Source organism: Staphylococcus edaphicus (genome assembly GCF_002614725.1).
GTDB classification, from domain to species: domain Bacteria; phylum Bacillota; class Bacilli; order Staphylococcales; family Staphylococcaceae; genus Staphylococcus; species Staphylococcus edaphicus.
This window is the reverse complement of the sequence record NZ_MRZN01000020.1, coordinates 19,124-45,957: the sequence shown is the minus strand read 5'-3', so window position 1 is coordinate 45,957 and position 26,834 is coordinate 19,124. Positions and strand designations below refer to the sequence as shown.

Genomic DNA, 26,834 nt, shown 5'->3' with positions numbered 1-26,834 from the left:
ATAAGAAAAATAGTAGCTCAACGAGCTACAAAATTATATAAAAATAAAGAAAACGTCAATTTCTATATAATTTCAATAGAAATTGACGTTTATTCTTTAATCAGAAATGTTTATGTCCCGGACTCTTATTTTTTCTTTATTATATTTAGTTACAATTGTAATAGTTTCTCTAACATAACTCATTTTCACAAAATGAATTGTACTGTTAAAGTTTGGCTTCCCATTTATCAGTCCAAACAAGTTCATTATATGACCCTTTGAATTCACTTTCTCCCATTATTTTATCTACAGTTTGTTTAATTGTTTCAGGATTAGAATGGTACGCATTTACGTAGGCTTTAACCATCGATACATCATGCAAATGTGTAGTGAAATTAAGAGAAACAAATACTGTTGGCACTTCATGAACATACCATGGAATCTCATTGCTCATGGCAGTTCCCCATTTAATGCGGTAATTATTTTCAGCGGCATAGCCAATTATATTGGCAAAGACAAGGGCAGCATCTACCTTTTTACGATAAGCTAATGTTTTGCCTTTAACACGTGTAGAGCCATCATTTAAAGTGACATTAAAACCACGCGCTTCCAATTCTTTTATAACGTCATCTTGTACGTTGTTAGCAGATTTATATATGCCATCTTTTTCGCCTTCAATAATGTATAGTTGAATATTTTTATGTGTTTCTGGACGAATAGGTAGTTGGTCTAAAGTGTTTTTTACTAATGTGATACCTAAATCTGCGGCTTCTGCACGCATGTCCAAATGTTCTTGGCAACCAATTATATTTAAATCTTCTTGAGGACGAATAAGGGTACCGTTTTCTTGTTTTTCGTGCAAACGTAATTGCGCTTTTAAACCTAATATACGTCGTACTGCGTCGTTTAGACGTTCATTGGTAATGACCCCATTTTTATAACCGTTTAGCATAAATTGATAGTCTTCTTCTAGGTCATTGAAGAAGAGGAACATATCACATCCGGCAGCAATCGAAAGGGGAACATATTCTTCACGACGCATTGAAGCTGTCATACCTAACATATGGCTTGCATCTGTTACAACCAATCCATTAAAGTTCATGTCGTCTTTAAGTAAATCTGTAATTAATTCTTTAGATAAAGTCGCAGGTAAGATATCTTTGTCTTCCAAGCTCGGATTTAATTGTTTAGAATATGCGGGTTGTGCAATATGACCTGCCATAATCATTTGTACACCGCGATCGATATGATGTTGATAGACCTTACGGAAACTATCATCCCATTCTGTTGTAGATAATTCATTTACCCCGAGGACTAAATGTTGATCTCGTTCTTCTGTCCCATCACCTGGGAAATGCTTGATACATGTAATCATGTCACGTTCGGCATTAAAGCCATCGATAAAGGCACTTGAGTATTTGATTACAGTTTCTGCGTTTGTACCATAAGCACGTGTGTTAACAATTGTATTACGCCAATTTTTTAAAATATCTACACAGGGATCAAAATTTATATGAACACCTAGGGCTGATGATTCACGCGCAGATACTAAGCCAGCATGATAGGCTACTTTTGTATCTTGAGCAGCTTCACATTGTGCTGCACTGGCAATGTATGTTCCATCTTTACAAGCACCATTACCACCAGAATCACAGTTAGCAGCAACTAATACAGGGATTTTCGTATGTTTTTGTAAATCATTCAATAAATGCTGTACGTCCTCTTTGTTACCACCTTCATAACGAGCGCCCCCAATATGATAGCGTTCTAATACTTCCTTGTTACTTAAGTCGGCATCGTGAAATTTTTTTCCACCCTCTAATGAAAATAAGTTGAAGAATAATTGTCCGATTTTTTCTTCATCTGTTAAATGGTCGAGTGTCTGTTCAACCCACGTGATTTGTTCGTCATCTAAGTTATAAGGTGCTGCTTTTAAATTTACCTTTACCATTTATTTCGCTCCTTCAAAGTTATTATAAAATGCAGTAATAAGTGAAGACTGTATGTCTTGGTCGAAATGACCTTCTTTAAATAATTTTAAATATTTATTATTAAAATCAAGCCACGATTTATCTTCATGACCAGCTAGAATCGGATAAAAATAAATACCGTTTACTTGTGCAGCCTCCATATCACCTTTTGCATCGCCTAACATGACTATGTCTTCAAGATTATAAAATTGTTTTAAAACTGCTAAACAATGCTCTTTTGTACCTGCTTCTTGAGCAAACATACCACTTAAATAAGGTGTTAGATGATACGTTTCCCACTCATGTTGTACCGCAGATAAATTAGCTGAAGATACTATAGCAATATCAGCAAATGATGATGCATTTTTTAAAGTGCTTAAGACATGATTAAACGGGCCAATACTTGGTAACTCTTGAATGCGCTGATTAACTTGATGAGACCAAGCCAATGCTTTGCGAAGCCCTATTTGATCCGGTGCGTCAGCGATAGCTTGTTCTAAACTTGGATTAGAAAAGGCATGAGTCGTCGTTACCCAATGTTTGATATCCTCATATCCTTCTATTTCAAAGCCATCTGCGACAAGTTCTGCTAACATTTTTTCTAATCCTTTGAAACGATTAATGCCTCTAGTAATCTCATAAAGATTAAATTCATTCCAGCGTTGAAGTATTGCTTTGGAATGTTCATTAAGTTGCCATTCAGCTACGAGAGCTGGACCAAAGGCGCGTTCATGTTTAATTGTCATTGTATCAATGGCACAACCATCTGAATCTACGCAAATTAATTTATTAAATCGAGGTTGGTAACGTGACAATGTACTAATCATAATTTATGTTCCTTTCAGTAATGGTTTGATTGTTATTTATAACTTGGTGATAAAGTAAAACTGTACGCTAGCAAAAGACTAGTCAAAAAATAATTGATTTCATAAATAATGAGTTGAATATAAAATTTTGGGAATATTTAGAAATTAAATCTGGAAGTTATTTGCAATTTCATTAAGCGCTTTCCTTACATGTTTAACTTAGCATTTCAGTTTTAATAAAACTACAGTATTTCTCATTTTCATGTGAATATATTCACAAAAATCTCAGTTTAGCATAATTTATTAATAAAAAGATCAAATTTATTATAAAATTTTGAGGTATTAGTGTTAATTAAGTCTATTTAAATTGAGTGCGATAAGTTTGATGACATATAAATAATTAATACATTAAATATTTATATTCTTTTATGCGGAACGGTTATAGTCAGTATTTATGATAAATAAAGTAAAAGAGAAAAAATGACATCATTTAGAACAAATTATTATTGTAATTGACTTGAATTAAATAAAAATTATAATGAAATTGAGTTGAGTAGGGAAATAAGTTGGAAAAGGAAGATGCTAATGACAAAGATGCAAACTTTACAACAACGACATGACAACTATTATAGTTGCTGTGGTCAAATGTTAATCGAAAAAATAGGCTTCTCTAAAAAGTAGTTAACGATTATAAAAGGCAACACTTTGAATTTAAAGGTTACTTATATGACCTTACATGATTTATATGCCTTTCAAATGGTCGTTGAAACGAGACTGGTTAGAATAGCCATAGTTATAGTTATGGGTGCATTCACTACATGAATAGCGATGATACATAGTTTATTATCATTTTTATTTTGATTTTAGGTATCGCTTAAATAACGCTTTCAGGTGTTGTGTCTTTAAGAACTGTAATAAATGGTAAAGATAAAAAATTATAGCGCATGGAGCACATTACTGAAGTGGAGTTAGACATCAAACGTTAGAAAGAGGTCATCTTATGGTTTCAATGACAACGAATAAGAATAAACAAAAAAAGTTTGAAGAGATAGGAACACCAAAATTAAAGTTTAGAGAAAAGTTATCCTATGGTTTGGGAGATTTGGGTAACGGTATGATGTTTGATATGGGTCAAATTTATTTACTGAAATTTTTCACTGATATTTTAGGCATTTCAGCATTTTATGGAGGTCTTGTATTTTTAGTTTCTAAAATATTTGATGCATTTGTTGACACAGGCGTTGGCACATATGTAGATTCAAGGTCAAATTTTGGTAAACGTGGCAAATTCAGACCATTTATATTATATGGCACAGTACCATTAGCAATATGTACAGTTGTGTCGTTTATTTCACCGAATTTAGATCAAACAGGTAAAGTGATATGGGCATTTGCGACATATATGTTGTTCAATGCAGCATATTCCTTTGTTAATATTCCATATGGTTCATTATCTGCTTCTATGACAGTCAATTCAGAAGATAGAACGCAGCTTTCGGTTTATCGAAATTTAGGATCGCAGGCAGCGCTATTTGTAGCAGGTATCGTAGTGATTCCTATGGTAAATCATTTTCCTAATCATGCAATTGGCTATCCAGTAGCGGTAGCATTACTTGCAATCGTAGGTGTAATACTTCATTTGATTTGTTATAAAAATGTTAAAGAACGTTATGTTATTCAACGACCTAAAGAAAAAGGAATGGGTAAAAAGGCATTTATCAGTCTATTAAAAAATGGGGCTTTTGCCGTGCTAGCAATATATACGCTGCTAACTATAATGGCAATGTTTTTAAAACAATCCTCGCAGCTATATTATTTCCAATATGTAATGGATGCGCCCAATTTAGTTGGTTTAGTGAGTACATTGAACTTCGTCGTGCTTATTCCAGGCTTATTTTTAACAACGTTGTTAAGTAAGAAGGTTGGGAAGAAGAAGACAGCAATTATAGGTATTATTGGGTTCATTATCTGTGAATTTTTAAATTTTATATTTTTTGGCAATCAAATGACAACGTTTTTAATTGTTAATACCATATCATCATTTTTCATCGTAATACCGAATACAGTAACATGGGCATTTATTGCTGATGTAGTGGAATACGGACAATGGAAGTCAGGTATTCGTTCGGAGGGTATTACGTATTCAAGTTATAGTTTTACACGTAAAATTTCACAAGCATTGGCTGGATTTATTCCAGGCTTAGCTCTAACGATGATTGGTTATCAACCAAATGTAGCGCAAAGTGCTGAAACACTTGAAGGACTCAAAATATTATTCTTTTTAGTACCAGGTATTGGTTGTTTAATAGCATTATTTATTTTCTTGTTTGGGTACCCACTAACAGATAAGAGACACAAACAAATTGTGAAGGAACTAGCGATTAGAGAAGAAATTTAAGGAAGGAAGCAGTGAATAATGACGTTATTTATTAATGATAAATTTATGTTACAAAATGATAAAGCGATTGAATTATATAATCAATTTGCAAAAGATATGCCGATATACGATTACCATTGTCATTTAGATCCACAACAAATCAGTGAAAATAAACATTTTAATAATATCACTGAGCTATGGTTGGGGGGCGATCATTATAAATGGCGGGCGATGCGTGCACAAGGAATCGAAGAATATTATATAACTGGAGATGCGCCTCCTAGGGAAAAATTCAAAAAATGGGCATTTACATTGGAGAATGCAGTAGCTAACCCACTATATCATTGGTCACATTTGGAATTATCAATGTATTTTGATGTCCATGAATTACTTACTGAAGAGAATGCAGACAGAATTTATGATGAAATTAATAGTTATTTAACGGAACATCATGTTACTACACAATCTTTAATTTCACAATCAAACGTAAATCTAATCTGTACGACAGATGATCCCACAGATGATTTACATTATCATGATGAAATTAAAGCACAAAAAGATTTTAAAACGACGGTCTTACCTGCATTCAGACCAGATATTGCATTTAAAGTAAATGAACCGTGCTTTGCTGAATTTATCGATAATTTAAGCAAATTAACCCAACCGATACACAACGTTCAAGATTTTATTAGCAGTATGAAACAAAGAGTAGAATATTTTCATGAAAAAGGTGGTCGTCTAGCAGACCATGGATTAGCTACAATTGACTACCAAAATTATACCCAAGATGATATTGACATGATTTTTGAAAAGGCGATTGCGCAGCAACCTATATCGACAAGAGGACAAGCGCAATTTCAGACTTTTCTCCTTAAAGAACTAAGTAGATTATACACTGAAAAAGATTGGGTGATGCAAATTCACTTTGGTGCTATCCGTAATAATAATACGAAAGCATTTAGTGAATTAGGTGCAGATACTGGATTCGATTCGATTCGAGATCAACATGATTTAGCACTGAATTTGAATAGACTACTAGATATGATGGCTAAAGCACAGCACTTGCCAAGTACCATCCTTTACAATTTAAATCCTATTTACAACGATATTGTAGGGTCAACAATTGCGAATTTTCAAAATAACTCAGCTATTCAAAGTAAAGTGCAGCATGGCGCTGGTTGGTGGTTTAACGATACTAAACGAGGCATGTTAAAACAAATGTCTTCTTTAGCAGACCAAGGGTTAATTATGCATTTTGTTGGTATGCTCACCGATTCTAGGAGCTTTATTTCATATTCGAGACATGATTATTTTAGAAGAATTTTATGTACGTTTATTGGGGAACTTGTAGAAAAAAATGAAATACCAGATAGTGCAGCATTATTAGAGAAATTAATTACAAATATTTGTTACAACAATGCGTATAATTACTTCAAATTAATTTAGAGAGGAGCGGTCATTTGTTATGAAGATGACATTCAGATGGTATGGTAAAGATGATCCAATTAGCCTTGAATATATCAGACAAATTCCAGGTATGAAAGGGGTAGTTAGTGCAATTTACGATATACCAGTTGGTGAAGTATGGCCATTAGATAAAATAAAGGCATTGAAGACAGAAATTGAAAGCGCAGGGTTAGAATTGTCTGTCATTGAAAGTGTACCAGTACATGAAGATATTAAATTAGGAAAGCAAACACGTGACCACTATATTGAAAATTATTGCCAAACATTACGTCACTTGGGTCAAGTTGGTATTAAAGTCGTTTGTTATAATTTTATGCCAGTTTTTGATTGGACGCGTTCGCAATTAGATTATCGTTTGTCAGATGGATCTACTGCATTAATTTACGATGAGCACGATATTGCAAAAATGGACCCTCTAAAAGGGGAACTTTCATTACCTGGTTGGGATTCTAGTTATACGAAGGAAGACTTAGCATCTTTGTTTACAGCGTATAAGGCTATTGATGAAGAAAAATTGTGGGAGCATTTAGGCTACTTTATTAATAAAGTGATACCAGTTGCAGAAGCTTCAGATGTTTTAATGGCTATTCATCCGGATGATCCACCATGGAGTATATTCGGATTGCCACGTATTATAACCAATAAAACAAATCTTGAGCGTTTTATAGACTTATACCCATCTAAATACAACGGTTTAACAATGTGTTCTGGTTCTTTAGGTTCAGATAAAAATAATGATTTCCCAGAAATGCTTGCATATTTTGGGAAAAAAGGACATGTTCATTTTGTGCATGCACGTAATGTAAAATTAGTAGGCAATAAATCATTCCAAGAGTCCGCGCATTTATCAACCTCAGGTTCTATAGATATGTACCAAGTCATCAATGCATTGCACGAATTTGGATACGAAGGTCCAATAAGACCAGATCATGGTCGTATGATCTGGGGTGAAACTGGTAAACCTGGTTATGGACTATATGATCGTGCATTAGGTGCAACATACTTAAATGGCTTGTATGAAGCAATCAAGAAAAACAACGAAGATGAAGGAGGACATCAATATGCTACCATTTAATGTAGATTTAAAAGATAAAAATATTGTAGTGACGGGAGGTGCTGGTGTATTAGGTGCAGAAATGTCAAAATCATTGGCGAAGTGTGGTGCCAATATTATTATTATAGGCATAGACGAACCTGGTGGGAATAAGGTGGTAAAAGAAATCGAGAATCTAGGTGGCAAAGCATTATCGATTGTCGCGAGTGTGACAGAAAGAACAGCAATGGAAAATGCTAAAACTATGATTCATAATAGATTCGGAGAGGTAGATATATTAATTAACGGGGCTGGTGGTAATCATCCTAAAGGTACGACGGATGATGAATGTTATCAACCTCAGGCAAAAGGTGACATAAAATCATTTTTTGAATTAGATGAAAAAAGTGTAGGATTTGTCTTTGATTTAAATTTCCTTGGAACATTTATACCTTCTCAAGTTTTTGCGAAAGATATGATAAACAAAGATGATGCTGCAATTATTAATATTTCGTCAATGAACGCCTTTACTCCGTTAACAAAAATACCGGCATATAGTGGTGCTAAAGCAGCTATTAGCAATTTTACACAGTGGTTAAGTGTTTATTTTTCAAAAACAAATATACGTGTGAACGCGATTGCACCAGGATTTTTGCTAACTGATCAAAATAGAGCATTGTTGCTTAACAAAGACGGTAGTTATACCGAACGTTCGGAAAAAATACTCAACGCGACGCCAATGGGCCGTTTTGGAGAGCCAGATGAACTTATTGGTGCACTTTTATTTCTTGTCAGTCAGCCAGCCTCTAGTTTTATTAATGGGATTGTCTTGCCAATAGATGGAGGATTTAGTGCATATTCTGGCGTTTAAAGTAATGAATACTCCTTGTTGAATCACGATTGTCAAATAAAAAATAGTGAGATTATAAAAAGTAAAATTAAAAGTGAGGATTTTGTGAAAATAATCACAAGAAGCTTTCAATTTGCATAATAATCGATTAATATAAAGGTGTAGAAGATAACAAAAGCTTTGCGAAAGAAAAAATACGGAGTGATTATGATGAGAGAAGTAATTGAGAAAGTTATTTTTTCAAATGAAAGCAGTTATGAAATTTACACACACACAGGTGTAAATCAAGGAATTATTAATGATATTAAAGATGGATACAGAAGTATTGATTATATAGCTTATATTGATGCAGAAAAAATATACAACTATGGATTGAACAAGGAGTTGTTAGTAAATAATTAATACGCTGTATACATCTAGTAGTTGAGAAGTTTGAAGCTATTTCACATGTAGCTTATACATTGAAATAATCTTACTTCTGAACGCTTTTCTCCCTAGTATTAACTTTCATGATTTATTTGAAACGCCCTTATGTATTTTAAAAAGCCTATGATTACTGTTCATCCAGTAACGTAGGCTTTTTATTTTTTTAGTATATTACGATGTTAAGATTGTGATTAAACATAGTCTTTGAAGTTGTGTTTGATTTCATTAAAAGCGTACACAGAATTATACATACGCATGCGAATATGGTCTTCTGACGCGTAAGGAATGCGTAAATGATGATGTTGTGATACATATCTTCGGAAGGCTTGCTCTAATTGTTGTCGTTCTACTAATGGTATTTGAATCCATTCGTCTTTATCGAATAAATCTTCAAAACGGAATTCAAAGCTTGTTCGATCGATAGATTTTCTTAATATTTCTAATCTCTTATCAAAATTCATGATTTCCCCCCTATAACCTATAATAAAGATGACAAGCATACGTCACTATCTATCATCCACTTTATAGTTAAATTTTGATCATGACAAGGTGAAAATCAAAAATTCTTAAAAAGTAAATTAACATGATACAATGGCTGAAAATAGGTAATTATACAAATGACTAAAAAGTTAATGTAGAAAGGAAGATATGAATGGTTGAATTACAAGATAAAGTCGCAATAGTGACAGGTGCGAGTAGTGGTATAGGTGCAAGTATAGCCGAAGCATTGTCAGAATATGGTGTTAAAGTAGTCTTAACAGGGCGTGATGAATCTCGATTAGCGACAGTGGCTAAGGGCATACAAGAAACTAAACAAGCAATAGTAGATACAGTGATTGTGGATGTTACACATAGAGAAGAAGTAGCGCAATTAGTTGAAAAAACGAAAGAAAAATTTGGACAAGTAGATATTTTAGTGAATAGCGCAGGTTTAATGTTATCTTCGGCAATTACTGAAGGTGATGTAGAATCATGGGATGCGATGATTGATGTAAATATAAAAGGGACATTATATGGTATAAACGCAGTATTACCTACTTTTCTAAACCAATCTAGTGGCCATATTATTAACATTGCTTCTATTTCGGGGTTTGAAGTTACTAAAAAAAGCACCTTATATAGTGCTTCGAAAGCAGCGGTACACAGTATAACGCAAGGTCTAGAAAAAGAATTGGCAAAAACAGGCGTGCGTGTAACGAGTATCTCTCCGGGAATGGTTGATACACCATTAAGTGGAGATACAGATTGGGGCGCTCGTAAAAAACTCGATCCTAAGGATATTGCAGAAGCGGCAATTTACGCTTTACAACAGCCAAGCCATGTCAATGTAAATGAAATTACGGTAAGACCTGTATAAGAATAAATAAATTATTAACTTTAAATGCTATTGTTAAACTAGTAGTTAGTGGGCTTATTTGAATTCAAACGTGAAAGAAGTGGGCAAAATGGATATACGATATTTAACTGAAAAAGATGTAAAGCAATATAAAGCGTTACGTTTAAAATCATTGCAAACTGATCCTAAAGGCTTTGTATCGACATATGAACGTGAAAAGACATTGTCAGATGAAGCATTTAAAAAACGCATAATAGTAAGTGAAACACATTTTACGATAGGTACATTTGATAGTGGTGAACTTATTTGCATAGCGACATTTTATAGTGAGAAAATGGAAAAAGTGAAACATAAGGGTAATTTAGTCACCGTGTATTGCGATCCTAGATACAGACATCAAGGTATTGCGGGACAATTGATTCAACATATCATTAAAGATGTGAGTGAACGTGGCGTTGTGAAAATCATAGGCTTGAGTGTTTTAACTGAAAATATAAATGCAATTCGCTTATATGAAAATTTAGGATTTCGACGCTATGGGAGAGAACCTAAATCAGTATTTGATGGTGAAAGATATTATGATGAGGACCTCATGTGCCTTGAAATATGAAATTGATACATTATATCAATTTAAATTAAGGTAGGCGGTGGAAATGAGACATAAATATTATTATAGAAACAGACCGATTGTATTTAGTGCTGCCGTCACAATCACACCTACAGGATTTACATTGTGTTAAAGAGGTCATTGTCCACTAATGAAAATATAAAAAATGCCTTTACATCAATTTGGTATGTGTAAGGCATTTTTTGTTTATCGTCCAAGATAATATATGGGTCTTACAACCATTCTATGATTTCAATTCTATTACCAAATGGATCATAAATGTAAAAGCGATCAGCACCTTCAAGGTCATCTCCATATATAATTTCTATTTCTTGAGCTTCGAGTGATTTTCTTACGTCTGTAGCATTGTGAACTAAAAAGGCAGGGTGTGCTTTTTTGGCTGCAATAAAATCTTCTTCCATGCCTACATGCTATTGTTGCTGACCTACTTGAAACCAAACACCACCTTTTTTGGCAAGATTTGATGGCTTAGCAATTTCTTTAAAGCCTAACTTTTCGGAAAAAAAGCTCTTGCTAAAGATTCATGGTTAGGTGGTGCAGCTAACTGAACATGATCAATACCTAAAAAATGGTTTAACATCAATAACAACTCCTTTATTATATATTAACAAAAGTATAAAAATAAAAAGATAAACTAAATTAATTGTTTATAAAATCTAATCGGTAAATTAATTCAATATTTTAATTAATTCCATTGCAATTGATAATCGTTTTCGATTAAAATAGTAGTAATAAACTATGGAAGAGGTTATCATTTTGAAAAAGTTATTTTGTTTGATGTTATGTTTGTTATTATTTTTAGTAGCATGTAGTAACGGTAATAAAGATTCAGATTCAAAAGAAAATAAGGGGAACAAGACCTATACGACAGATGATGGCAGTAAAGTGAAAATACCTAAGAACCCGAAAAGAGTACTTGTGTTAACCGCAAATTATGGTAATTTTAAAAAGTTAGGCGTTAAACCTATTGCAGTTACAAGTGTATTTCCCAATTCTAAATATTTAGATATGAGTAAAGTGAAAAAAATAGACCCAGAAAATGTTGAAGCGGCTGCTAAATTAAAGCCGGATTTAATTATTACATATAAAGAAAATAAAAATAATAAAAAATTCGCTAAAATTGCACCAACAGTTCCTATTAAAGTACAAGACATGGACTATAAAGAAACACATATTGAAATGGGGAAATTAGTAAATAAAGAAGCTAAGGCGCAAAAACAAGCTAATAAATTATCGGAAAAATTAGCTAAAGATGGTGAAGAGATTAAAAAAGAAATTGGAAATGATAAGACTTTTTCAATAATGGATGTTCAAGCGAAAGATATTTATCAATTTGGTCCTAGATTCGGCCGTGGAAGTGAAGCTATTTATGAAGGTTTCAATTTAAAAGAGGACCCGAAAGCTAAACAAGCTATGCCAAAAGAGAAATTCATGAAGGTGCCAAAAGAGAAATTCAACACTTATTCTGGAGACTATTTATTACTTCCTACAAAGGATGGCAAAAAACCTAATAATGATTTTGTGAAATCAAATACTTGGAAAAATAACAAAGCAGTACAAGAGGGTAATGTCATTTATTATTCTATGAATGAAGCGATATATGCAGATTTAATTTCAGTTGAAAAACAAGCAGAATTATTTAAAGAAGAACTTTTAAAACATAAATAAAAAACAAAAGCGTAATGGTTACCAAATGATTTTATTTGATAACCATTACGCTTATATTTTTACCAATTGTCAATGTTACTCCGCTTACCCTTAAAATTATTAGCAGTTTGATGACGTTGCTCTAAAACCTTTTCAACATCCTCAAATTTAATATTTAAAGCATGTAATAATACAAAAAGATGATACATTAAATCGGCAGTTTCATTAGTCACTTCATCAATATCATGCTTCATTGCACCAATCACAACTTCAAATGATTCTTCGCCAAATTTTTTCGTTATTTTCTCAAGACCTTCTTTTAATAAATATTGTGTATAAGAATTATCTTTATTACTTTCAGCACTTGATGCAACCGTTTGTTCGAGTTGTTGAACATTAAAAGGTACAGGGGTATTAAAGCAACTTTGACTACCAGTATGACAGGTTGGTCCATTAGGAAGCACTTCAATTAGCAATGTATCTTGATCACAATCTAGATGGATGTGTTTAACGATTTGCGTGTGTCCTGAGACTTCACCTTTAGTCCACAAACGTTTTTTTGAACGAGAATAAAATGTAACAATTCCTTCATCAAGTGTTTTTTGATATGCGGCTTCATTCATATACCCAAGCATAAGTACTTGATTTGAATGGACATCTTGTAACACAGCTGGTACAAGACCTTTACTAAAATCAGGTTGTTGAGTAGTCATCTTACTGGAATACCTCCTTGTTTCATCGATGATTTAATTTGATTCACTGTCGTTTCTTTATCATGTAATATACTTGCTGCAAGTCCAGCAGAAACCTTTGTTTGCTTGAATAAATCAACAAAGTGATCTGGCTTTCCGCCGCCTCCAGAAGCAATAACTGGTATATTGACAAGCTGCTCAATGGCATGTAAATGTGAGACATCAAAACCTTGTTTCATCCCATCATGAGTCATGCTTGTAATCAGAAGTTCTCCGGCGCCTAATGCTTCAACTTCTTGAACCCAGTCATAAACACGTTTATCTGTGCGCTGTTTACCACCATGTGTATAGCAAAAATAATCATCTAATTCACTATCGTAGTTGCTATCTATGGCAATGCAAATGCATTGTCTACCGAATTTTTCACTGGCTTCCTTTATAAAAGTAGGGTTTTTGAGCGCACTTGAATTTAGTGAAACTTTATCGGCTCCATGGTTTAATAATTGAGAGATGTCATCGATGGTTGAAATGCCACCACCAACAGTTAAAGGAATGAATAGCTTTTCTGCGGTTTCTGAGATAACATCAAGTACTAGATCATGACCGGCTTCAGTACGTGAAATATCTAAAAAAACGAGTTCGTCAGCGCCTTGTTCATTGTAATAAAGTGCAAATTCTACCGGGTTACCAATGTCACGCAATCCTTTAAACTGAATACCTTTTACAACTCGACCATCTTTAACATCTAAGCATGGAATAATTCGTTTTTTAATCATGATAACCCCTCCCAGAATGTTGGATTGTGGGCGGCCTTACCAACGATTGCTGCTGTAACGCCTATTGATTCTAATTGAGCTAAATCTTGTTGATGACGTATACCACCAGAAGCGATAATGGATTTTTGAGTTGATTCAACTAATTGTTGTGTAATTTCAAAATTAGGGCCTTCAAGCTTACCGTCTTTAGAAATATCTGTATATATGATGCCACCTAAAGGTAGTTGTTCGACACGGCGTAATAAATCAAAGATATCAAGACCTGCATCTTGTTCCCAGCCATTTATTTTTACATGTCTATGATAAGCATCGATTGATAGGTAGAGTCGATTAGGAAATGCTTTAGTCACGCGTGTCAACCATTCCAAATCTTCGATACCTTTTGTGCCAATGATGCAATATTCTATGCCTCGATCAAAATAGGCTTCAATTGTTTGCTTATCTCTAATACCACCGCCAACTTCCATGTGCTTATCTGTCAGTGTACGTAAATGGTTGATATAGTTACTTTCAATTGAAACTTTATTTTTGGCGCCGAGCAAATCAACAATATGAATACGATCTACACATTGATACTGATTGTAAAAAGTGACACTTTCTTCTGCACTACGTGACATTCTGACTTCTGAATCATATTTACCTTCAGTCAGTCGAACACTAGTTGCGTTAATTAAATCAATTGCCGGCCATAATTTGATCATTTTGAAATCCACCTTTCAGTGCTTGATTGAGTATTTTTAATCCAGTTTCACCACTTTTTTCTGGATGAAATTGAATACCTATATAATTTTTAAATTGAACGATTGCAGGTATATCAGTACCATACGCTGCGTATGCAATCACATGTTCTGACATTTCAGCTTGGTAAGCATGTACAAAGTAAACATCATGTAATAATGATGTGTTTTTACTTAGTAGATTATTCCATCCTAAATGTGGTACGGGATAGGGTGATTGTATCGGAACAATGTTTCCTGGAATAAGTTTTAAGCCTTCAGCATCACCTTCTGCACTCCAATGATAGAAAAGTTGCATACCAAGACAAATACCAATAACTGGTTTATCTGTAATGGATTTGATAATCGTCGCTAGTCCGCGATCATTAATTGCTCGCATGGCATCCTTAAAATGACCGACACCAGGTAAGATAATAGTATCTGCATTGACAATGTCTTTATACTGATCCGTTAATATCGCATCATAACCCAAAAACTGTACGGCGCGTTGAACGTTTTTAACATTGCCTAATCCGTAATCAATAATAGCAATCACTCAATCACACCCTTAGATGAAGGTATCGTTTCGTTATCAGTCTGTGATAATGCCATCTTGAGTGCACGGGCAAAAGATTTGAATATTGCTTCAATTTCATGATGTGTATTGCCACCACGAAGTAAATCAAAATGTGCAGTTAGACGTGCATTAATTACCAATGCACGAAGAAACTCTTCAACTAATTCAGTATCAAACGTGCCTACTTTTTCTTTACTTAAATCAGCATTAAATGATAAATAAGGTCGGCCACTGATATCTACGATCGTACGTGCTAACGTTTCATCCATTGGAATATAACTAACGCCATATCTTTGGAAAGATTGACGTTCTCGAATCATATCTAATAATAATTGGCCAAGTACAATACCTATATCCTCAGTTACGTGATGATCATCTACATCAGTATCTCCATTGGCTTCAATCACAATTGATAGTCCACTATGAAAAGTAAATAGCGTGAGCATGTGATTTAAGAAACCAACACCCGTGTTAATTTCGCTTGTCCGGCTGTCATCAGCTAAACGAATTGATAATTGTGTCTCAGCGGTATTACGCTTCTTTTGAAATATCATATTGAGACCTCCATGATTTAATGAGTTGTTCTAATTGGTCTAATTGTTCGTCTGTAGCAATCGAATAGCGAACGTATTCATTCATATTTGGTTCTTCATAACGTCTCGGTAGGAAACCGTTATCTTCAATGAATCGTCCTAAACTTTGTGCAGCTGGCCCTTTGGTTAAGACAAAGTTAGTTGATGAAGGGAAGACCATCATCAAATCGTTGACGTTGTCTAGAAACATTTGACGTAATCTAATCGCCAAAACACGCTGATGATCAATAAATTGATGTGTCATGTCAATATGCTCAAACATAAAAATAGCGATGTGTAATGTGAGTGTGTTTAAGGGATATGGATGTTCAATGCTTTGTATCAGTTGAATCGTGTCTGGCGTACTGATTAACACACCTAAACGTAATCCAGCAATACCAAAAGCCTTTGAAAGGGTACGCATTTGAATGACATGTGGTTGCAATTCAAATGTATACGCATCTCCAAAGTCTAAATAAGCTTCATCTATTACAAAATAGCCTCCGATGCTTTTCATTTTATCGGCTATGGCAGTCAAAAATGTCATGCTATACTGCTTTCCAGATGGATTATGTGGATTACTCATAATAAAGAAGGCAGGTTGTACTTCTTCAATGCGACTTAAAATAGATTCCAAATTAAATGATAAATTGATATCAGCATCTACAAATGCAATCGGTCGATTGACTTGATTTGCATAGGCTTGATACATAAAGAAATCGGGATTAAGTGTTAAAGCAGGACCTTCAGGCATAATGAGCATTAATTTTTGAATTAATTCATCTGATCCATTACCTGCAATAATTTGATCAGCTGATAGATTATAATAATGCGCATAACCTTGTTTAAAACGTTCATATTCCTCATCAGGATAAAAATTAAATGAAGCATTTTGAATAATTGATGTAAGTTGATCTGCTGTTAAAGGACGAAGAGGGCTTTCATTTTTGTTAATTCTTATCATTATTAGACTCCTTTATTGCTCTTATTTCTATAGATTGCTCATGATTGTATAACTGTTCAACATGCGCTAATTTACGTGCAGTCAATTCAACTTTATCAAATGTAGCTTTGGATAAATCGATGACCGAGTGACGCGTTAGAAAATCATTCACCGATAATCCATTTGTGAATCGAGCTGTTTGATTGGTAGGTAATACATGGCTTGGACCAGCGACATAATCACCAATAACCTCTGGTGAATAATGACCTAAAAATAACGCACCGACATAACGTACATGATTTACATAATCACGTGGTGAAGCAGTTTGGATGGAAGCATGTTCTGGTGCAATGAGATTCATTACATCACATGCTTCATTAAAATTATTTACATGAATTAAAAAATGATGATGATCTAAACTAGCTTGTATAATAGATTGTCGTTTAATTTGAGTTAATGATTGTTTGATTTTTTGTTCGAGCCGTTGTAGTAGTGACTTATTTTCACTGATTACAAAAGTTCTTGCTAGCTCATCGTGTTCAGCTTGAGCAAAAATATCGTAAGTAATTGCATCTAAATCCGCAGTTTCATCGATGATTAGTGCAATTTCACTTGGTCCTGCTATTTGATCAATGCCTACTTGGCCAAATAAATATTTTTTAGCATATGCAACAAATTGATTACCAGGTCCGACAATTTTATCTACTTTCGGTATTGTTTCGGTACCATAGGCAAGAGCAGCAATACTTTGTGCGCCACCAACTTGATAAATACTATCAACGCCTGCAATATAACATGCGGCTAATACGATGTCGGGTAAGCCGTTCAATTGAGGAGGCGTGACAACGATTATATTTTTAACACCAGCTACTTTGGCAAGTGTTACCGTCATTAAGACGGTAGAAGGATAACTTGCTTTACCACCCGGTACATATACGCCAACGCTTTCTAAAGGGTGATATAATTCATAACATTCTGAGGTACCTTGTTGTTTTGTCCATTTAATAGATGTTTGATAGTCTTTGATGCGTTCGTGACTTTGATGTAAAGCATCGCGTAAATGACTATCCAATTGATTATAGGCAATTTCTAGAGAGTTAGAAGTGATTTCTAAATTGGGCGTGTCTACGTTATCAAACTGTTGATTATATTTTTTAAGGGCTTGATCACCATTAAGTCTAACATTTTCGCAAATATCTTTTACGATTGGGTATAAGTCTTCATTCAAAGAAGATTGATTCATATAATTTTTTAAAAATAAAGTTTTATCTACAATCAATGAGTGATACCTCCAGTGTTTTTAAAAATGATTCAATTTCGGAAGATTTTTTAAAATATGATTGCTTATTAGTGATGAGTTTTGCATTAATCGCTTTAATTGTTTCCTTTTCGATTAATCCATTTGATTTTAAGGTAGTACCCGTCTGCACAATATCGACTATGCCATCAACCATATCTACGAGACAGGCCAATTCGATGGAACCAGATAGTTTGACTAGTTCCACATCTATGCCTTTTGATTCGAAATAAGCACGGGCAGTTTTAACATATGAAGTTGCTACTTTATTAAATGTTGAAGTTGATGGTTTAGCAGCTAAGGCAAAATGACAATCTCCAAAAGGCAAATCCACTAAATTATTTATTGTATAATTCCCTTCTTCTAAAATATCACTTCCGACAATGCCAACGTCTGCTACACCTTGTTCTACATATATAGGGACATCGCTTCCTTTAACGAATACAAATTGAATAGAACCAACAGAAATCAATAATTGGCGTTCTCTTAACGCTAACGCATTTACAAGCTGTTGTTCATTTACTTGTTTTAAATAAGTGATAAAACTTTTTAATAAACGTCCTTTGGCTATAGCCACTGTAAGCATGATATAAGCTCCTTTTAGTTATAATATAAAACCCAGTCCGAATCCTTCTAAATCTCCTTTGTAAAAGCCACCTGTAAGTTGTTGGTATTTGTTTTTTTTAAGATGACATTTTAAAAATGCACCTTTGTAATAGGAACGAGGTGGTTGTGGTGTGATATCTAAATGTATATCTTCTACATTTAAGGATTTAAACCATTGTTCCCAACGACGTAAAGCTTGTATTGTACGATGATTATATGGGAACAATTGACTTAGTAAATCTAATTGTTCAGTTGTTTTTGTTGTCAATAACTGAACAAGCGGATGTGATGCACCAAGTTCAGATGAAAGTTCTGAAATGTTACGTTCTTGTATTAGTTTTAAAATAGTCGTTGTTTGCTCTTTGGTAGATAGTAGTAAATCGATGAGTTGATAATGTCCTAAAATAACAAAATCGATATCATCGTTCAGATATTTTTGTATATATTCATAAAAGACCATAAAATCAGCTTGCATATCCGTTACAGTTGGATTGTAATGTTCAATACCTAATTGTGTATATACATGATTATCACGAACAATAGGCCCTGAATAAGCTACTTTTCGATAACGTGGCGGATAATTACTATAATAGCGTAATAATTGGTCCGTGAAATCATTACGTAATGCAAATATATGGTGGTCGTGTTGCCAGAAACTTCGCTCAGTCATTTGTTGCAAATCATCTTTGGTTAATGTTTGCCAAGACAATGATTCGATAAAACTAAAGTCGACAAGATGAAAATCAGCTTGTTGAAAATGTTTTAAAAAATAAAGTTCCCTTTCTTTATTGTTGATAAGTGTTGTTGAATCCATATTAAAACCATCCTTCGCATTTCGCTTTGTTTCTCTACCGAACTAAAGTGAATTGATAAAGAATACTTTAACACAGTTATTTTTAGAATTCAATAAATATTCTGAAAATATTTTGTGTCGTCGTATAAATAATGCCCTTGCACTTCATAATGTGTAAGGGCATGCTTTTTATAAATTTGTTTTACCATAGTTAACATATTTTAACATTTCATCTTTGGGCACCATATTGCCTCCAGTTGCCCATACAATATGGTTAGCATGATTTAAAGGAATACCTTGCTGTTTGGCTAACGCAATAGCGGATTTAATACCTGCAAATCCTGATGCAGCTGAAGGTTCAATAAATATATGTTCTTTGTCACTTAATAGATATAGATAATGATACATTTGATTATCTGATACGGTCTGTACACCATATAATAGCGTATTCATAATTTGCCCAACTAATCGAGAAGGGCGAGCAACTGCTAAACCATCTGCATCGGTGCGTCCATCAATGCCAATATCTTTAACCGAAATTTGGTCATGTAATTGAGTCATCATACCTAATAACATACAAGGTGCATGTGTTGGTTCAGTAAATATGCAATAAACATGTTCTCCGAATACTTGATTCAGACCAAATGCAACACCGCCAGGGCCACCACCCACGCCACAAGGTAAGTAGACAAATAGAGGGTGTTCGGCATCTACTTGTATAGCCTCAGCTGCAAGTTGAGATTTTAATCTTAAAGCGGCAACGGTATACCCTAAAAATAAATCAGAGGAACCCTCATCATCTACAAAATGACACCTAGGATCATTTTGAGCATGTTTTCTACCTTCTGCAACTGCGTATTGATAATCAGATTCATGTTCAATAACGTTCACACCACGTTCTCTTAAAAGATCTTTCTTCCATTGACGGGCATCCGTCGACATGTGAACCGTCACTTTAAAGCCTAGCTTTGCGCTCATGATACCAATACTTAATCCTAAATTTCCAGTTGACCCAACGGCAACATGATATTGATTAAATAGCACTTGATATTTGCGTTCAGCAAGTACACTGTAATCATCTGTTTCTCTTAAATAACCGCTCTGAATAGCTATCGTTTCAGCTAATTTAAGCACTTCATAAATACCACCACGTGCTTTTATCGATCCAGATATAGCAAGATGGCTGTCACATTTTAACCATAATTTACCCGCTGGCGTGAATGGTTCTGACTTTGTTAATGCATTCTGCATGAAAGGAATGTGTTTTAAAGGTGATTCGATGAGTCCATGATTGTTTTCCGTTTCTGGAAATACAGTTCTAATATAATTACTAAATCGCACGAGTCGTTGAGCAGCATCCTCTATATCCTTTAAAGAAAAGGGAAATGTAGATGATTTATGGAAATTTGGATTTTCCCAAAAAATGGGCTGATAATGTTGCATATGATCTATTAATGGAAAATTTTGTTTAAGCGTGGATAAGGATGTCATATTGATACCTCCATTTTGTTCGTATAAAAGTTCAAAATTATAATTAATATCTACCTCAATTATATCAAAGAAGGGTATATTCGAGTAAATTAGCTCTCTTATTCATGCTATCATTGCACATGAACATTAAAATGAAATAAATATAAACAAAAAACTGTTACACGTTTTTTGACGTGTAACAGTCCATATGGCCTAGTATAAGTTACTTTTTAAATTGTTTACGAAACTTAGAGAACCAACCTTTGCGTTCATTGACTGACATAACTTGGGGTTTTGCATTATCTTCTTTTAATTGTTGTCCATAATTCATTGCTTCTTTCATTAGAAAGGCTTGAGAATTTAATGGCGACAAATTGTTTTTGATGTAATGATATTGGCCAAATTGGTCTTGGTAACGACCTTTTTGGTTATCTGAAAGTTGTAAGTTCATATAATCTAATAAACGTTTAGCAATCTCTTTATCTTCGACAGGGAATAAAATTTCTACGCGTTTAATCATGTTTCTTGTCATCGCATCAGCAGAAGAAAGGTATATGATATCATCCCCGTTATTGTGGAAATAATAGATTCGTGAATGTTCAAGAAATCTTCCAACGATACTAACGACTTCTATGTTTTCACTTATACCTGGAACACCTGGTTTAAGGCAACAAATACCACGAATAATCAATTGGACTTTTACGCCTGCACAAGATGCTTCAAACAACTTAAGAATGATATCTTTATCTGTTAAGGAATTCATTTTCATAATGATTTTACCATTACCGTTATCACGGTGTGATTTAATCTCATTATCAATTCGTGCTAAGAAGACATCTCGAATATCAAAAGGTGCTACAATCAATTTGTTGTAGACTGGTTTTACCGAATAGCCACTTAAATAATTAAAGAAATTGATTGCATCTTCTGCAATATCAGCGTTTGTGGTAATTAATCCCATATCAGTATATATATTTGCTGTCTTATCATTATAGTTCCCAGTACCTAAATGAATAAACGAGGTTAACTGTTGATTAATACGTTTAACAACGAGCGCAATTTTACTGTGTGTTTTTAAATGTGTCATACCATAAATAACATGACAACCTGCATCTTCTAACATTCTTGCCCAATGTACATTGTTTTCCTCATCAAAACGTGCTTTCAATTCAACAAGCACAGTGACTTGCTTACCATTTTCAGCAGCATTTTTTAAGCTGTTAATAATAGGTGAATCTTTGCTCACACGATAAAGTGTTTGTTTGATTGCAATGGTGTTAGGATCTTCCGACGCTTCTCGTATAAAATCAACAATCGGTTCAAATGATTCGTATGGATGGTGGAAGAAGATATCTCTTTTTAAAGATAAGTCAAAAATATTATTATTACCTAAAGATTGAGGTATTTGTGGTACGTATTTGTTATATTTTAAATATTTCAGCTTGTTAGATAGGTGTTCAACTAAATCTGAAAGCATTGTCAAATCAAGTGGTCCATCTAAGAAATAAACATCATTATCGTGAACATCTAATTGATTGATAATCCATACAATATCTTCATGTGTTGCTTGTCTTCCATCTACTTCCAAACGTACTGCTGTACCACGTTTACGTTCTTTTAAGAAACGCTCAATCTCTATTAATAAATCTTCTGCACCGTCTTCATGAATGGATAAATCAGCATTACGTGTAATTCTAAATGTAAATGTGTTTAATACGGTATAGCCTGTAAATAAATCACTGATGAAGTAGGTAATGATGTCTTCAATCATAATGATATATTGCTTATCACCTTTATTAAATGAATAAAAGCGGGATATAAGTGAAGGTATTTGAACGATAGCAGAATTAATATCATCTTCAGTATCAATATCCACAAAAATATTTAAGCTCTTATTATTTAATTTCGGAAAAGGATGATAAGCATCGATACCCAACGGTGTTAAAGTAGGTAAAATCCCAGATTTAAATTCAGATTCAAGTTGTGGTAATAAATCATCAGGCAGTTGTTCTGGTTTTATGATTTCTACTTGATATTGTTTTAAATCATCTATTAATTCGTTATAACGTTTATATTGTAAATCAACAATGTCTTTATTCTTTATCTTAATTTGGTCAAGTTGTTGCTTAGGTGTTAATTGGGCCTTGTTTTCAGGTTTATCGTATCCCATTTTCACTTGATCTTGTAAGCCCGCTACGCGAACCATAAAGAACTCATCTAAATTCGAGCTAAATATAGAGATAAAGTTAAGTTGTTCTAATAGTGGGTTATTCTTATCCTGTGCGTCTTGTAATACGCGATAATTAAAATCTAACCAACTTAGCTCTCTATTATTATAATACTGTGGTAAATTCAAGTCTTTATCTCCCAAATTTCTATGCATAGCGCTTTATACACCTCGTTGTAGTCTAAAATACATATTGTGCTACATATAACGTAACATATGAATTTTAAGGTTTTGTAAAGATAATAGAAAGATTTTCTTTTAAAATTTTCTCGATATGTTTTTTCTGACGATGAGACTGGTATTCTTCAGCAATAGGAGCACCATTATAATTTACATATAATGTGTATGCGCCATCTTTTTCTTTTAGATTGATTGATTCAACTGAACTTGTATGAGATATGTTCAAAGCATTAACAAATTTTATGATGCCTCCAAGTGACTGAACATTATCTAATTCTTTACCGCGTAACCACTTCGTTTCATGGCTAAAGAATTTTAACAGTGATTTATTTTTAAAACTTGCAAGTAATGCTAATTTGACACGATCTTCATGTTTGAAGCCGTCAATCATAGAGTTAGCAATAATGTAATACGTGTGTGGTGAACTGGAATCAGAATCAATAAAGCGACCCAAGTAATACAGGTAAGCACCTTCTGCAAATAGCGTTTTTTCTTTATCTGAAACTTCAATTTTATCTAAATCGATGAGTTGTTCTAGTAGAGATTGAGCTAACTTAACACGTTGCTTTGCGTTAGACGCTTCTATACCATATTCATTAGCTAAGTGGAAGAGGGCGTCCTTTCTGATATTTTCCTTTCTAAATTCAGTTGGATGACGCTCGCTAATGACATTCATTGCATAACCTTCACGCAAACCTTTACGTGAAAATGTGAATTGTGATGCATCTATTTTATTGAATAGCACTTTAAAGACGGATATAGCAGGTAGAATAATGTCTACACGATCCCTACTTAAGCCATCGATATCTTTTAGTTCATCACGGGAACTTTTTTTAATAATAGTATAAACTTCGTCAATGTTGTCAGCAGTCATTGTATAATTATGAACGCCACCGATAGGATATGAATGCTCAGATTGATGGATACGCGCAACATTACGTGCCGAGCCGCCAATACCAACTAAAGCAACTTCTTGATCTTTTAGCCAAGCAAGTTGATCAAATTGTTTAGATAAAAACTTTTCCATCTCTTTAATTGCAGATTTATCATTATGCGACTTGTCATCAAAGAACTTGCGCTGTAATGTAACCACCCCGAATGGAAAACTGTGTGCTTCTACTAATTTTTTGTCTTTAAACAATGTTACCTCTGTAGAGCCACCACCTATATCGACAGAAATACCATCTTTGATATCCGTAGTATGTGTAATAGCATAAAAACCATAAAATGCTTCATCTTCTTCAGGTATTAATTTAATTTTTATATTAAGTTCATTTTTAATATTTTCAATAATCTTATCTCTATTTGACGATTGTCTAATAGCTGCTGTAGCAATAGGATGTAATTCATTCACGGCAAATTTATCTGCTACGGTTTTGAAACTACGTAATGTCTCTGTTAGTACATCAATGCCATCATTCGTCATCGCTAAATCTTTTGTTAAATATTGGCTTAATCTTGCGGGTGTTTTGATATTTAGCAATTCATTTAGACCTGTTTTTTTATCAAACTCAAAAATAACTAATCTTATCGTATTTGAACCGATATCTATTAATCCTATACGTTCCATGTTTGCCTCCTATGTAGAAATGAGGTTCTATTAATGATACTCTGTTTTTCTTTACCCTTTTCTTTACTATATATTACATCAAATAACCAAATTTGTGATTAAATTATTTATATTGTTCAATGTAAAATATAAATAATTAAATTGTTCGGAGTACAGTAAATAAAAACGTAACAATACAGTTATCTTGCCACTTGTATTGTTACGTATGATAGTAAATTTATTTTATTTGTAAGGGGCCACCTGGACCTAAAGGCCAACCCAATAAATACCAAATAATCATAAATAAAGGCCATATGATACTTAAAATAATTGTATAAGGCATTAAACTAGATAATAGAGCGCCCAATTTCATGTTATTATCGTATTTTTGTGCATAAGATAATAGCAGTGGTAGATATGGCATCATAGGTGTAATCGGATTACTGATCGAATCTCCAATTCGATAGAGCATTTGTGTAAAGGCAGGGTGAAATCCTACTAACATGAGCATGGGTATGAAAATAGGTGCTAAAATACCCCATTTTGCAGATGCACTACCAATTAATAAATTGATAATTGCGCTTAATAAAATAATACCTAAAATGAGTATAACACCGTTTTGTCCTTGTAATAGTGCAGCTCCTTTAACGGCAACGATAACGCCTAAATTGCTCCATTCTAAAAACGCTAATAACTGAGCAGCAAAAAATACAATAACGATAAATGATCCCATCGATGACATAGAATCTGCTAACATTTTACCTAGGTCTTTAGTATTTTTAAATTCTTTCATCAATATCCCATAGACTAAGCCAGGTACTAAAAACAGAACGAGAATAATTAGACCAACGCCATTAATAATAGGCGCATCATTGAGCAAGCTACCTGTTTTAGCATTTCTTAAAAAACTATTTTGCGGTATTGCTAATATGATAACTAATGCAATCATGATGAAAAAGCTGATATTTGCCCAAAATACTGCTCGATTTTCTTCGCGTGTCAGTCCGGTATTCTCATCATCAACATGAATATCAGAGTTGGAGTCATCGTAGCTACCTAGTCTTGGAATAACAAAGCGCATGGTTACCCAATAAACGGATGGTAATAAAACAACTACGCTTGCCGCTATAAAGTACCAATTCATGGCAACATTAACGTGAACAGTGTCAGAAACAATTTTTGCTGCGGGTTCAGTAAACGCATATAGCAATGCGTCTGCCATACCAATCATGACATTTGCTGAAAAACCACCTAAGGCTGAAGCATATGCCATGGCTAAACCTGCGATGGGGTGATAACCTAACTTAATAAACACCATTGCTGTTAGTGGTGGTAATACGATAGGTGCAGCGTCTCCAGCGCCATTGCCTATTATACCAATGAGTATGATGACTGGAACGATAAATTTTTTAGGTGCTTTATGTACAACTTGCACCATTAATTTATCAAAGTACCCTGTTTTTTCTGCTACGCCCACACCGAGCATGACAGCTAATACAAGACCCAGGGCGGGAAACTCTGAAAAATTCTTGATGGCATCATTTAAAATCATCATCAAGCCATCTTTACTTAAAATACTTTTAATGGCAATGGTATCGCCGGTACCAGGGTGTTTAACAGTGATATGGAACAGTGAAACAACCCAAGTTATAATCGCTAGACCTAAACACATCAAGAAAAATAATATACTAGGATCAGGTAGTCTATTTCCAACTTTTTCTACAATATTTAAAAATCTATTTATAAGTGACTGTTTTTCTTTGGTATTTGAAATCATATTGCCTACCTCCTAATTAAGTTATCGAAAGTATAACAAAATACCCCCTATAATTGAACAAATATTCTGAAAATAATATTGTATTTTAAATGTAGAGATATATTAACAACAAAAAGTCTAAAAGTTTTAAATAAGCTGAA

25 protein-coding genes and 1 pseudogene are annotated in these 26,834 nt (G+C 33.8%); 9 read left to right on the top strand and 17 right to left on the bottom strand.

Features of this window, described 5'->3' with window-relative positions; all coding sequences use genetic code 11:
• The coding region (locus BTJ66_RS14040) for a hypothetical protein (RefSeq protein ID WP_420801886.1) at positions 1-261 on the top strand (261 nt) is incomplete at its 5' end.
• Here BTJ66_RS14040 and BTJ66_RS10975 read toward each other — a convergent pair.
• Positions 206-1,930, bottom strand: coding sequence for a glycoside hydrolase family 3 protein (locus BTJ66_RS10975; RefSeq protein WP_099090995.1), 1,725 nt, complete (start codon positions 1,928-1,930; stop codon positions 206-208). The two genes, BTJ66_RS14040 and BTJ66_RS10975, sit on opposite strands and share 56 nt — an antisense overlap.
• On the bottom strand, positions 1,931-2,776 hold the full coding sequence (locus BTJ66_RS10970; RefSeq protein WP_099090994.1) for an HAD family hydrolase: 846 nt from the start codon (positions 2,774-2,776) through the stop codon (positions 1,931-1,933).
• Positions 2,777-3,764: 988 nt separating this feature from the next.
• Between BTJ66_RS10970 and BTJ66_RS10965 the strand changes: the two genes are divergently transcribed.
• The 5 genes from BTJ66_RS10965 to BTJ66_RS10945 all read left to right on the top strand — a co-directional run bounded on the left by BTJ66_RS10965 (position 3,765) and on the right by BTJ66_RS10945 (position 8,884).
• Positions 3,765-5,153: a glycoside-pentoside-hexuronide (GPH):cation symporter gene (locus tag BTJ66_RS10965; protein ID WP_238597631.1), complete on the top strand. Its 1,389-nt coding sequence runs from the start codon at positions 3,765-3,767 to the stop codon at positions 5,151-5,153.
• Between the two features lie 18 nt (positions 5,154-5,171).
• Entirely contained in the window at positions 5,172-6,578 is a 1,407-nt protein-coding gene (uxaC, locus tag BTJ66_RS10960) for a glucuronate isomerase (protein WP_099090992.1), read from the top strand.
• Between the two features lie 19 nt (positions 6,579-6,597).
• Positions 6,598-7,674: a mannonate dehydratase gene (gene uxuA, locus BTJ66_RS10955; protein WP_099090991.1), complete on the top strand. Its 1,077-nt coding sequence runs from the start codon at positions 6,598-6,600 to the stop codon at positions 7,672-7,674.
• Positions 7,661-8,503: an SDR family oxidoreductase gene (locus BTJ66_RS10950; protein ID WP_099090990.1), complete on the top strand. Its 843-nt coding sequence runs from the start codon at positions 7,661-7,663 to the stop codon at positions 8,501-8,503. Before uxuA ends, BTJ66_RS10950 begins: the two co-directional genes overlap by 14 nt.
• 189 nt (positions 8,504-8,692) lie before the next feature.
• Positions 8,693-8,884 carry a hypothetical protein gene (locus BTJ66_RS10945; protein WP_099090989.1) on the top strand — a complete coding sequence of 64 codons (192 nt, stop codon included), beginning with the start codon at positions 8,693-8,695 and terminating at the stop codon, positions 8,882-8,884.
• Between the two features lie 215 nt (positions 8,885-9,099).
• Here the strand turns inward: BTJ66_RS10945 and BTJ66_RS10940 are convergent, their stop codons facing one another.
• Positions 9,100-9,369 carry a DUF1413 domain-containing protein gene (locus tag BTJ66_RS10940; protein WP_099090988.1) on the bottom strand — a complete coding sequence of 90 codons (270 nt, stop codon included), beginning with the start codon at positions 9,367-9,369 and terminating at the stop codon, positions 9,100-9,102.
• A 191-nt stretch (positions 9,370-9,560) separates the two neighbouring features.
• On the opposite strand from BTJ66_RS10940, the gene BTJ66_RS10935 reads away from it, so the two are divergent.
• Positions 9,561-10,265 carry an SDR family oxidoreductase gene (locus BTJ66_RS10935; protein WP_099090987.1) on the top strand — a complete coding sequence of 235 codons (705 nt, stop codon included), beginning with the start codon at positions 9,561-9,563 and terminating at the stop codon, positions 10,263-10,265.
• Positions 10,266-10,353: 88 nt separating this feature from the next.
• Positions 10,354-10,854: a GNAT family N-acetyltransferase gene (locus BTJ66_RS10930; RefSeq protein ID WP_099090986.1), complete on the top strand. Its 501-nt coding sequence runs from the start codon at positions 10,354-10,356 to the stop codon at positions 10,852-10,854.
• A 230-nt stretch (positions 10,855-11,084) separates the two neighbouring features.
• On the opposite strand, the pseudogene BTJ66_RS10925 reads toward BTJ66_RS10930, so the two are convergent.
• Positions 11,085-11,452 (bottom strand): annotated as a pseudogene (locus tag BTJ66_RS10925) (VOC family protein).
• A gap of 176 nt (positions 11,453-11,628) precedes the next feature.
• On the opposite strand from BTJ66_RS10925, the gene BTJ66_RS10920 reads away from it, so the two are divergent.
• Complete coding sequence (locus BTJ66_RS10920) at positions 11,629-12,540, top strand: ABC transporter substrate-binding protein (RefSeq protein ID WP_099090985.1); 912 nt, start codon at positions 11,629-11,631, stop codon at positions 12,538-12,540.
• Between the two features lie 59 nt (positions 12,541-12,599).
• On the opposite strand, the gene hisIE is transcribed toward BTJ66_RS10920, so the two are convergent.
• From hisIE to BTJ66_RS10855, 13 genes are all read right to left on the bottom strand, one after another.
• Entirely contained in the window at positions 12,600-13,232 is a 633-nt protein-coding gene (gene hisIE / locus BTJ66_RS10915; protein WP_099090984.1) for a bifunctional phosphoribosyl-AMP cyclohydrolase/phosphoribosyl-ATP diphosphatase HisIE, read from the bottom strand.
• Positions 13,229-13,987 carry an imidazole glycerol phosphate synthase subunit HisF gene (hisF, locus tag BTJ66_RS10910; protein ID WP_099090983.1) on the bottom strand — a complete coding sequence of 253 codons (759 nt, stop codon included), beginning with the start codon at positions 13,985-13,987 and terminating at the stop codon, positions 13,229-13,231. Before hisF ends, hisIE begins: the two co-directional genes overlap by 4 nt.
• A complete protein-coding gene (gene hisA / locus BTJ66_RS10905) occupies positions 13,984-14,688 on the bottom strand; it encodes a 1-(5-phosphoribosyl)-5-((5-phosphoribosylamino)methylideneamino)imidazole-4-carboxamide isomerase (RefSeq protein WP_099090982.1) in 705 nt (234 codons plus the stop codon). Before hisA ends, hisF begins: the two co-directional genes overlap by 4 nt.
• Entirely contained in the window at positions 14,663-15,259 is a 597-nt protein-coding gene (gene hisH, locus BTJ66_RS10900) for an imidazole glycerol phosphate synthase subunit HisH (protein WP_099090981.1), read from the bottom strand. Before hisH ends, hisA begins: the two co-directional genes overlap by 26 nt.
• A complete protein-coding gene (gene hisB, locus BTJ66_RS10895; RefSeq protein ID WP_099090980.1) occupies positions 15,256-15,834 on the bottom strand; it encodes an imidazoleglycerol-phosphate dehydratase HisB in 579 nt (192 codons plus the stop codon). Before hisB ends, hisH begins: the two co-directional genes overlap by 4 nt.
• Positions 15,812-16,816 (bottom strand): pyridoxal phosphate-dependent aminotransferase, encoded by a 1,005-nt coding sequence (locus BTJ66_RS10890; protein WP_099090979.1) that lies wholly within the window; start codon positions 16,814-16,816, stop codon positions 15,812-15,814. Before BTJ66_RS10890 ends, hisB begins: the two co-directional genes overlap by 23 nt.
• A complete protein-coding gene (hisD, locus tag BTJ66_RS10885) occupies positions 16,803-18,038 on the bottom strand; it encodes a histidinol dehydrogenase (RefSeq protein WP_238597630.1) in 1,236 nt (411 codons plus the stop codon). The genes BTJ66_RS10890 and hisD overlap by 14 nt, the downstream gene beginning before the upstream one ends.
• Before the next feature lie 22 nt (positions 18,039-18,060).
• Positions 18,061-18,678 (bottom strand): ATP phosphoribosyltransferase, encoded by a 618-nt coding sequence (gene hisG, locus BTJ66_RS10880; protein ID WP_099090977.1) that lies wholly within the window; start codon positions 18,676-18,678, stop codon positions 18,061-18,063.
• An 18-nt stretch (positions 18,679-18,696) separates the two neighbouring features.
• Positions 18,697-19,512, bottom strand: coding sequence for an ATP phosphoribosyltransferase regulatory subunit (locus BTJ66_RS10875; RefSeq protein ID WP_099090976.1), 816 nt, complete (start codon positions 19,510-19,512; stop codon positions 18,697-18,699).
• A 168-nt stretch (positions 19,513-19,680) separates the two neighbouring features.
• Positions 19,681-20,982: a D-serine ammonia-lyase gene (locus tag BTJ66_RS10870; protein ID WP_099090975.1), complete on the bottom strand. Its 1,302-nt coding sequence runs from the start codon at positions 20,980-20,982 to the stop codon at positions 19,681-19,683.
• Positions 20,983-21,184: 202 nt separating this feature from the next.
• On the bottom strand, positions 21,185-23,344 hold the full coding sequence (locus BTJ66_RS10865; RefSeq protein ID WP_099090974.1) for an RNA degradosome polyphosphate kinase: 2,160 nt from the start codon (positions 23,342-23,344) through the stop codon (positions 21,185-21,187).
• 67 nt (positions 23,345-23,411) lie between these two features.
• Positions 23,412-24,938 carry an exopolyphosphatase gene (gene ppx / locus BTJ66_RS10860; RefSeq protein WP_099090973.1) on the bottom strand — a complete coding sequence of 509 codons (1,527 nt, stop codon included), beginning with the start codon at positions 24,936-24,938 and terminating at the stop codon, positions 23,412-23,414.
• Positions 24,939-25,155: 217 nt separating this feature from the next.
• Positions 25,156-26,694, bottom strand: coding sequence for an AbgT family transporter (locus tag BTJ66_RS10855; RefSeq protein ID WP_099090972.1), 1,539 nt, complete (start codon positions 26,692-26,694; stop codon positions 25,156-25,158).
• Between the last annotated feature and the right edge of the window lie 140 nt (positions 26,695-26,834).

Bases quoted from the DNA above. Each gene is read 5' to 3' on its own strand.
- BTJ66_RS10975 (WP_099090995.1), bottom strand. From the start codon at position 1,930: ATGGTAAAGGTAAATTTAAAAGCAGCACCTTATAACTTAGATGACGAA.
- BTJ66_RS10970 (WP_099090994.1), bottom strand. From the start codon at position 2,776: ATGATTAGTACATTGTCACGTTACCAACCTCGATTTAATAAATTAATT.
- BTJ66_RS10965 (WP_238597631.1), top strand. From the start codon at position 3,765: ATGACAACGAATAAGAATAAACAAAAAAAGTTTGAAGAGATAGGAACA.
- uxaC (WP_099090992.1), top strand. From the start codon at position 5,172: ATGACGTTATTTATTAATGATAAATTTATGTTACAAAATGATAAAGCG.
- uxuA (WP_099090991.1), top strand. From the start codon at position 6,598: ATGAAGATGACATTCAGATGGTATGGTAAAGATGATCCAATTAGCCTT.
- BTJ66_RS10950 (WP_099090990.1), top strand. From the start codon at position 7,661: ATGCTACCATTTAATGTAGATTTAAAAGATAAAAATATTGTAGTGACG.
- BTJ66_RS10945 (WP_099090989.1), top strand. From the start codon at position 8,693: ATGAGAGAAGTAATTGAGAAAGTTATTTTTTCAAATGAAAGCAGTTAT.
- BTJ66_RS10940 (WP_099090988.1), bottom strand. From the start codon at position 9,369: ATGAATTTTGATAAGAGATTAGAAATATTAAGAAAATCTATCGATCGA.
- BTJ66_RS10935 (WP_099090987.1), top strand. From the start codon at position 9,561: ATGGTTGAATTACAAGATAAAGTCGCAATAGTGACAGGTGCGAGTAGT.
- BTJ66_RS10930 (WP_099090986.1), top strand. From the start codon at position 10,354: ATGGATATACGATATTTAACTGAAAAAGATGTAAAGCAATATAAAGCG.
- hisIE (WP_099090984.1), bottom strand. From the start codon at position 13,232: ATGACTACTCAACAACCTGATTTTAGTAAAGGTCTTGTACCAGCTGTG.
- hisF (WP_099090983.1), bottom strand. From the start codon at position 13,987: ATGATTAAAAAACGAATTATTCCATGCTTAGATGTTAAAGATGGTCGA.
- hisA (WP_099090982.1), bottom strand. From the start codon at position 14,688: ATGATCAAATTATGGCCGGCAATTGATTTAATTAACGCAACTAGTGTT.
- hisB (WP_099090980.1), bottom strand. From the start codon at position 15,834: ATGATATTTCAAAAGAAGCGTAATACCGCTGAGACACAATTATCAATT.
- BTJ66_RS10890 (WP_099090979.1), bottom strand. From the start codon at position 16,816: ATGATAAGAATTAACAAAAATGAAAGCCCTCTTCGTCCTTTAACAGCA.
- hisD (WP_238597630.1), bottom strand. From the start codon at position 18,038: ATGAATCAATCTTCTTTGAATGAAGACTTATACCCAATCGTAAAAGAT.
- hisG (WP_099090977.1), bottom strand. From the start codon at position 18,678: ATGCTTACAGTGGCTATAGCCAAAGGACGTTTATTAAAAAGTTTTATC.
- BTJ66_RS10875 (WP_099090976.1), bottom strand. From the start codon at position 19,512: ATGGATTCAACAACACTTATCAACAATAAAGAAAGGGAACTTTATTTT.
- BTJ66_RS10870 (WP_099090975.1), bottom strand. From the start codon at position 20,982: ATGACATCCTTATCCACGCTTAAACAAAATTTTCCATTAATAGATCAT.
- BTJ66_RS10865 (WP_099090974.1), bottom strand. From the start codon at position 23,344: ATGCATAGAAATTTGGGAGATAAAGACTTGAATTTACCACAGTATTAT.
- ppx (WP_099090973.1), bottom strand. From the start codon at position 24,938: ATGGAACGTATAGGATTAATAGATATCGGTTCAAATACGATAAGATTA.
- BTJ66_RS10855 (WP_099090972.1), bottom strand. From the start codon at position 26,694: ATGATTTCAAATACCAAAGAAAAACAGTCACTTATAAATAGATTTTTA.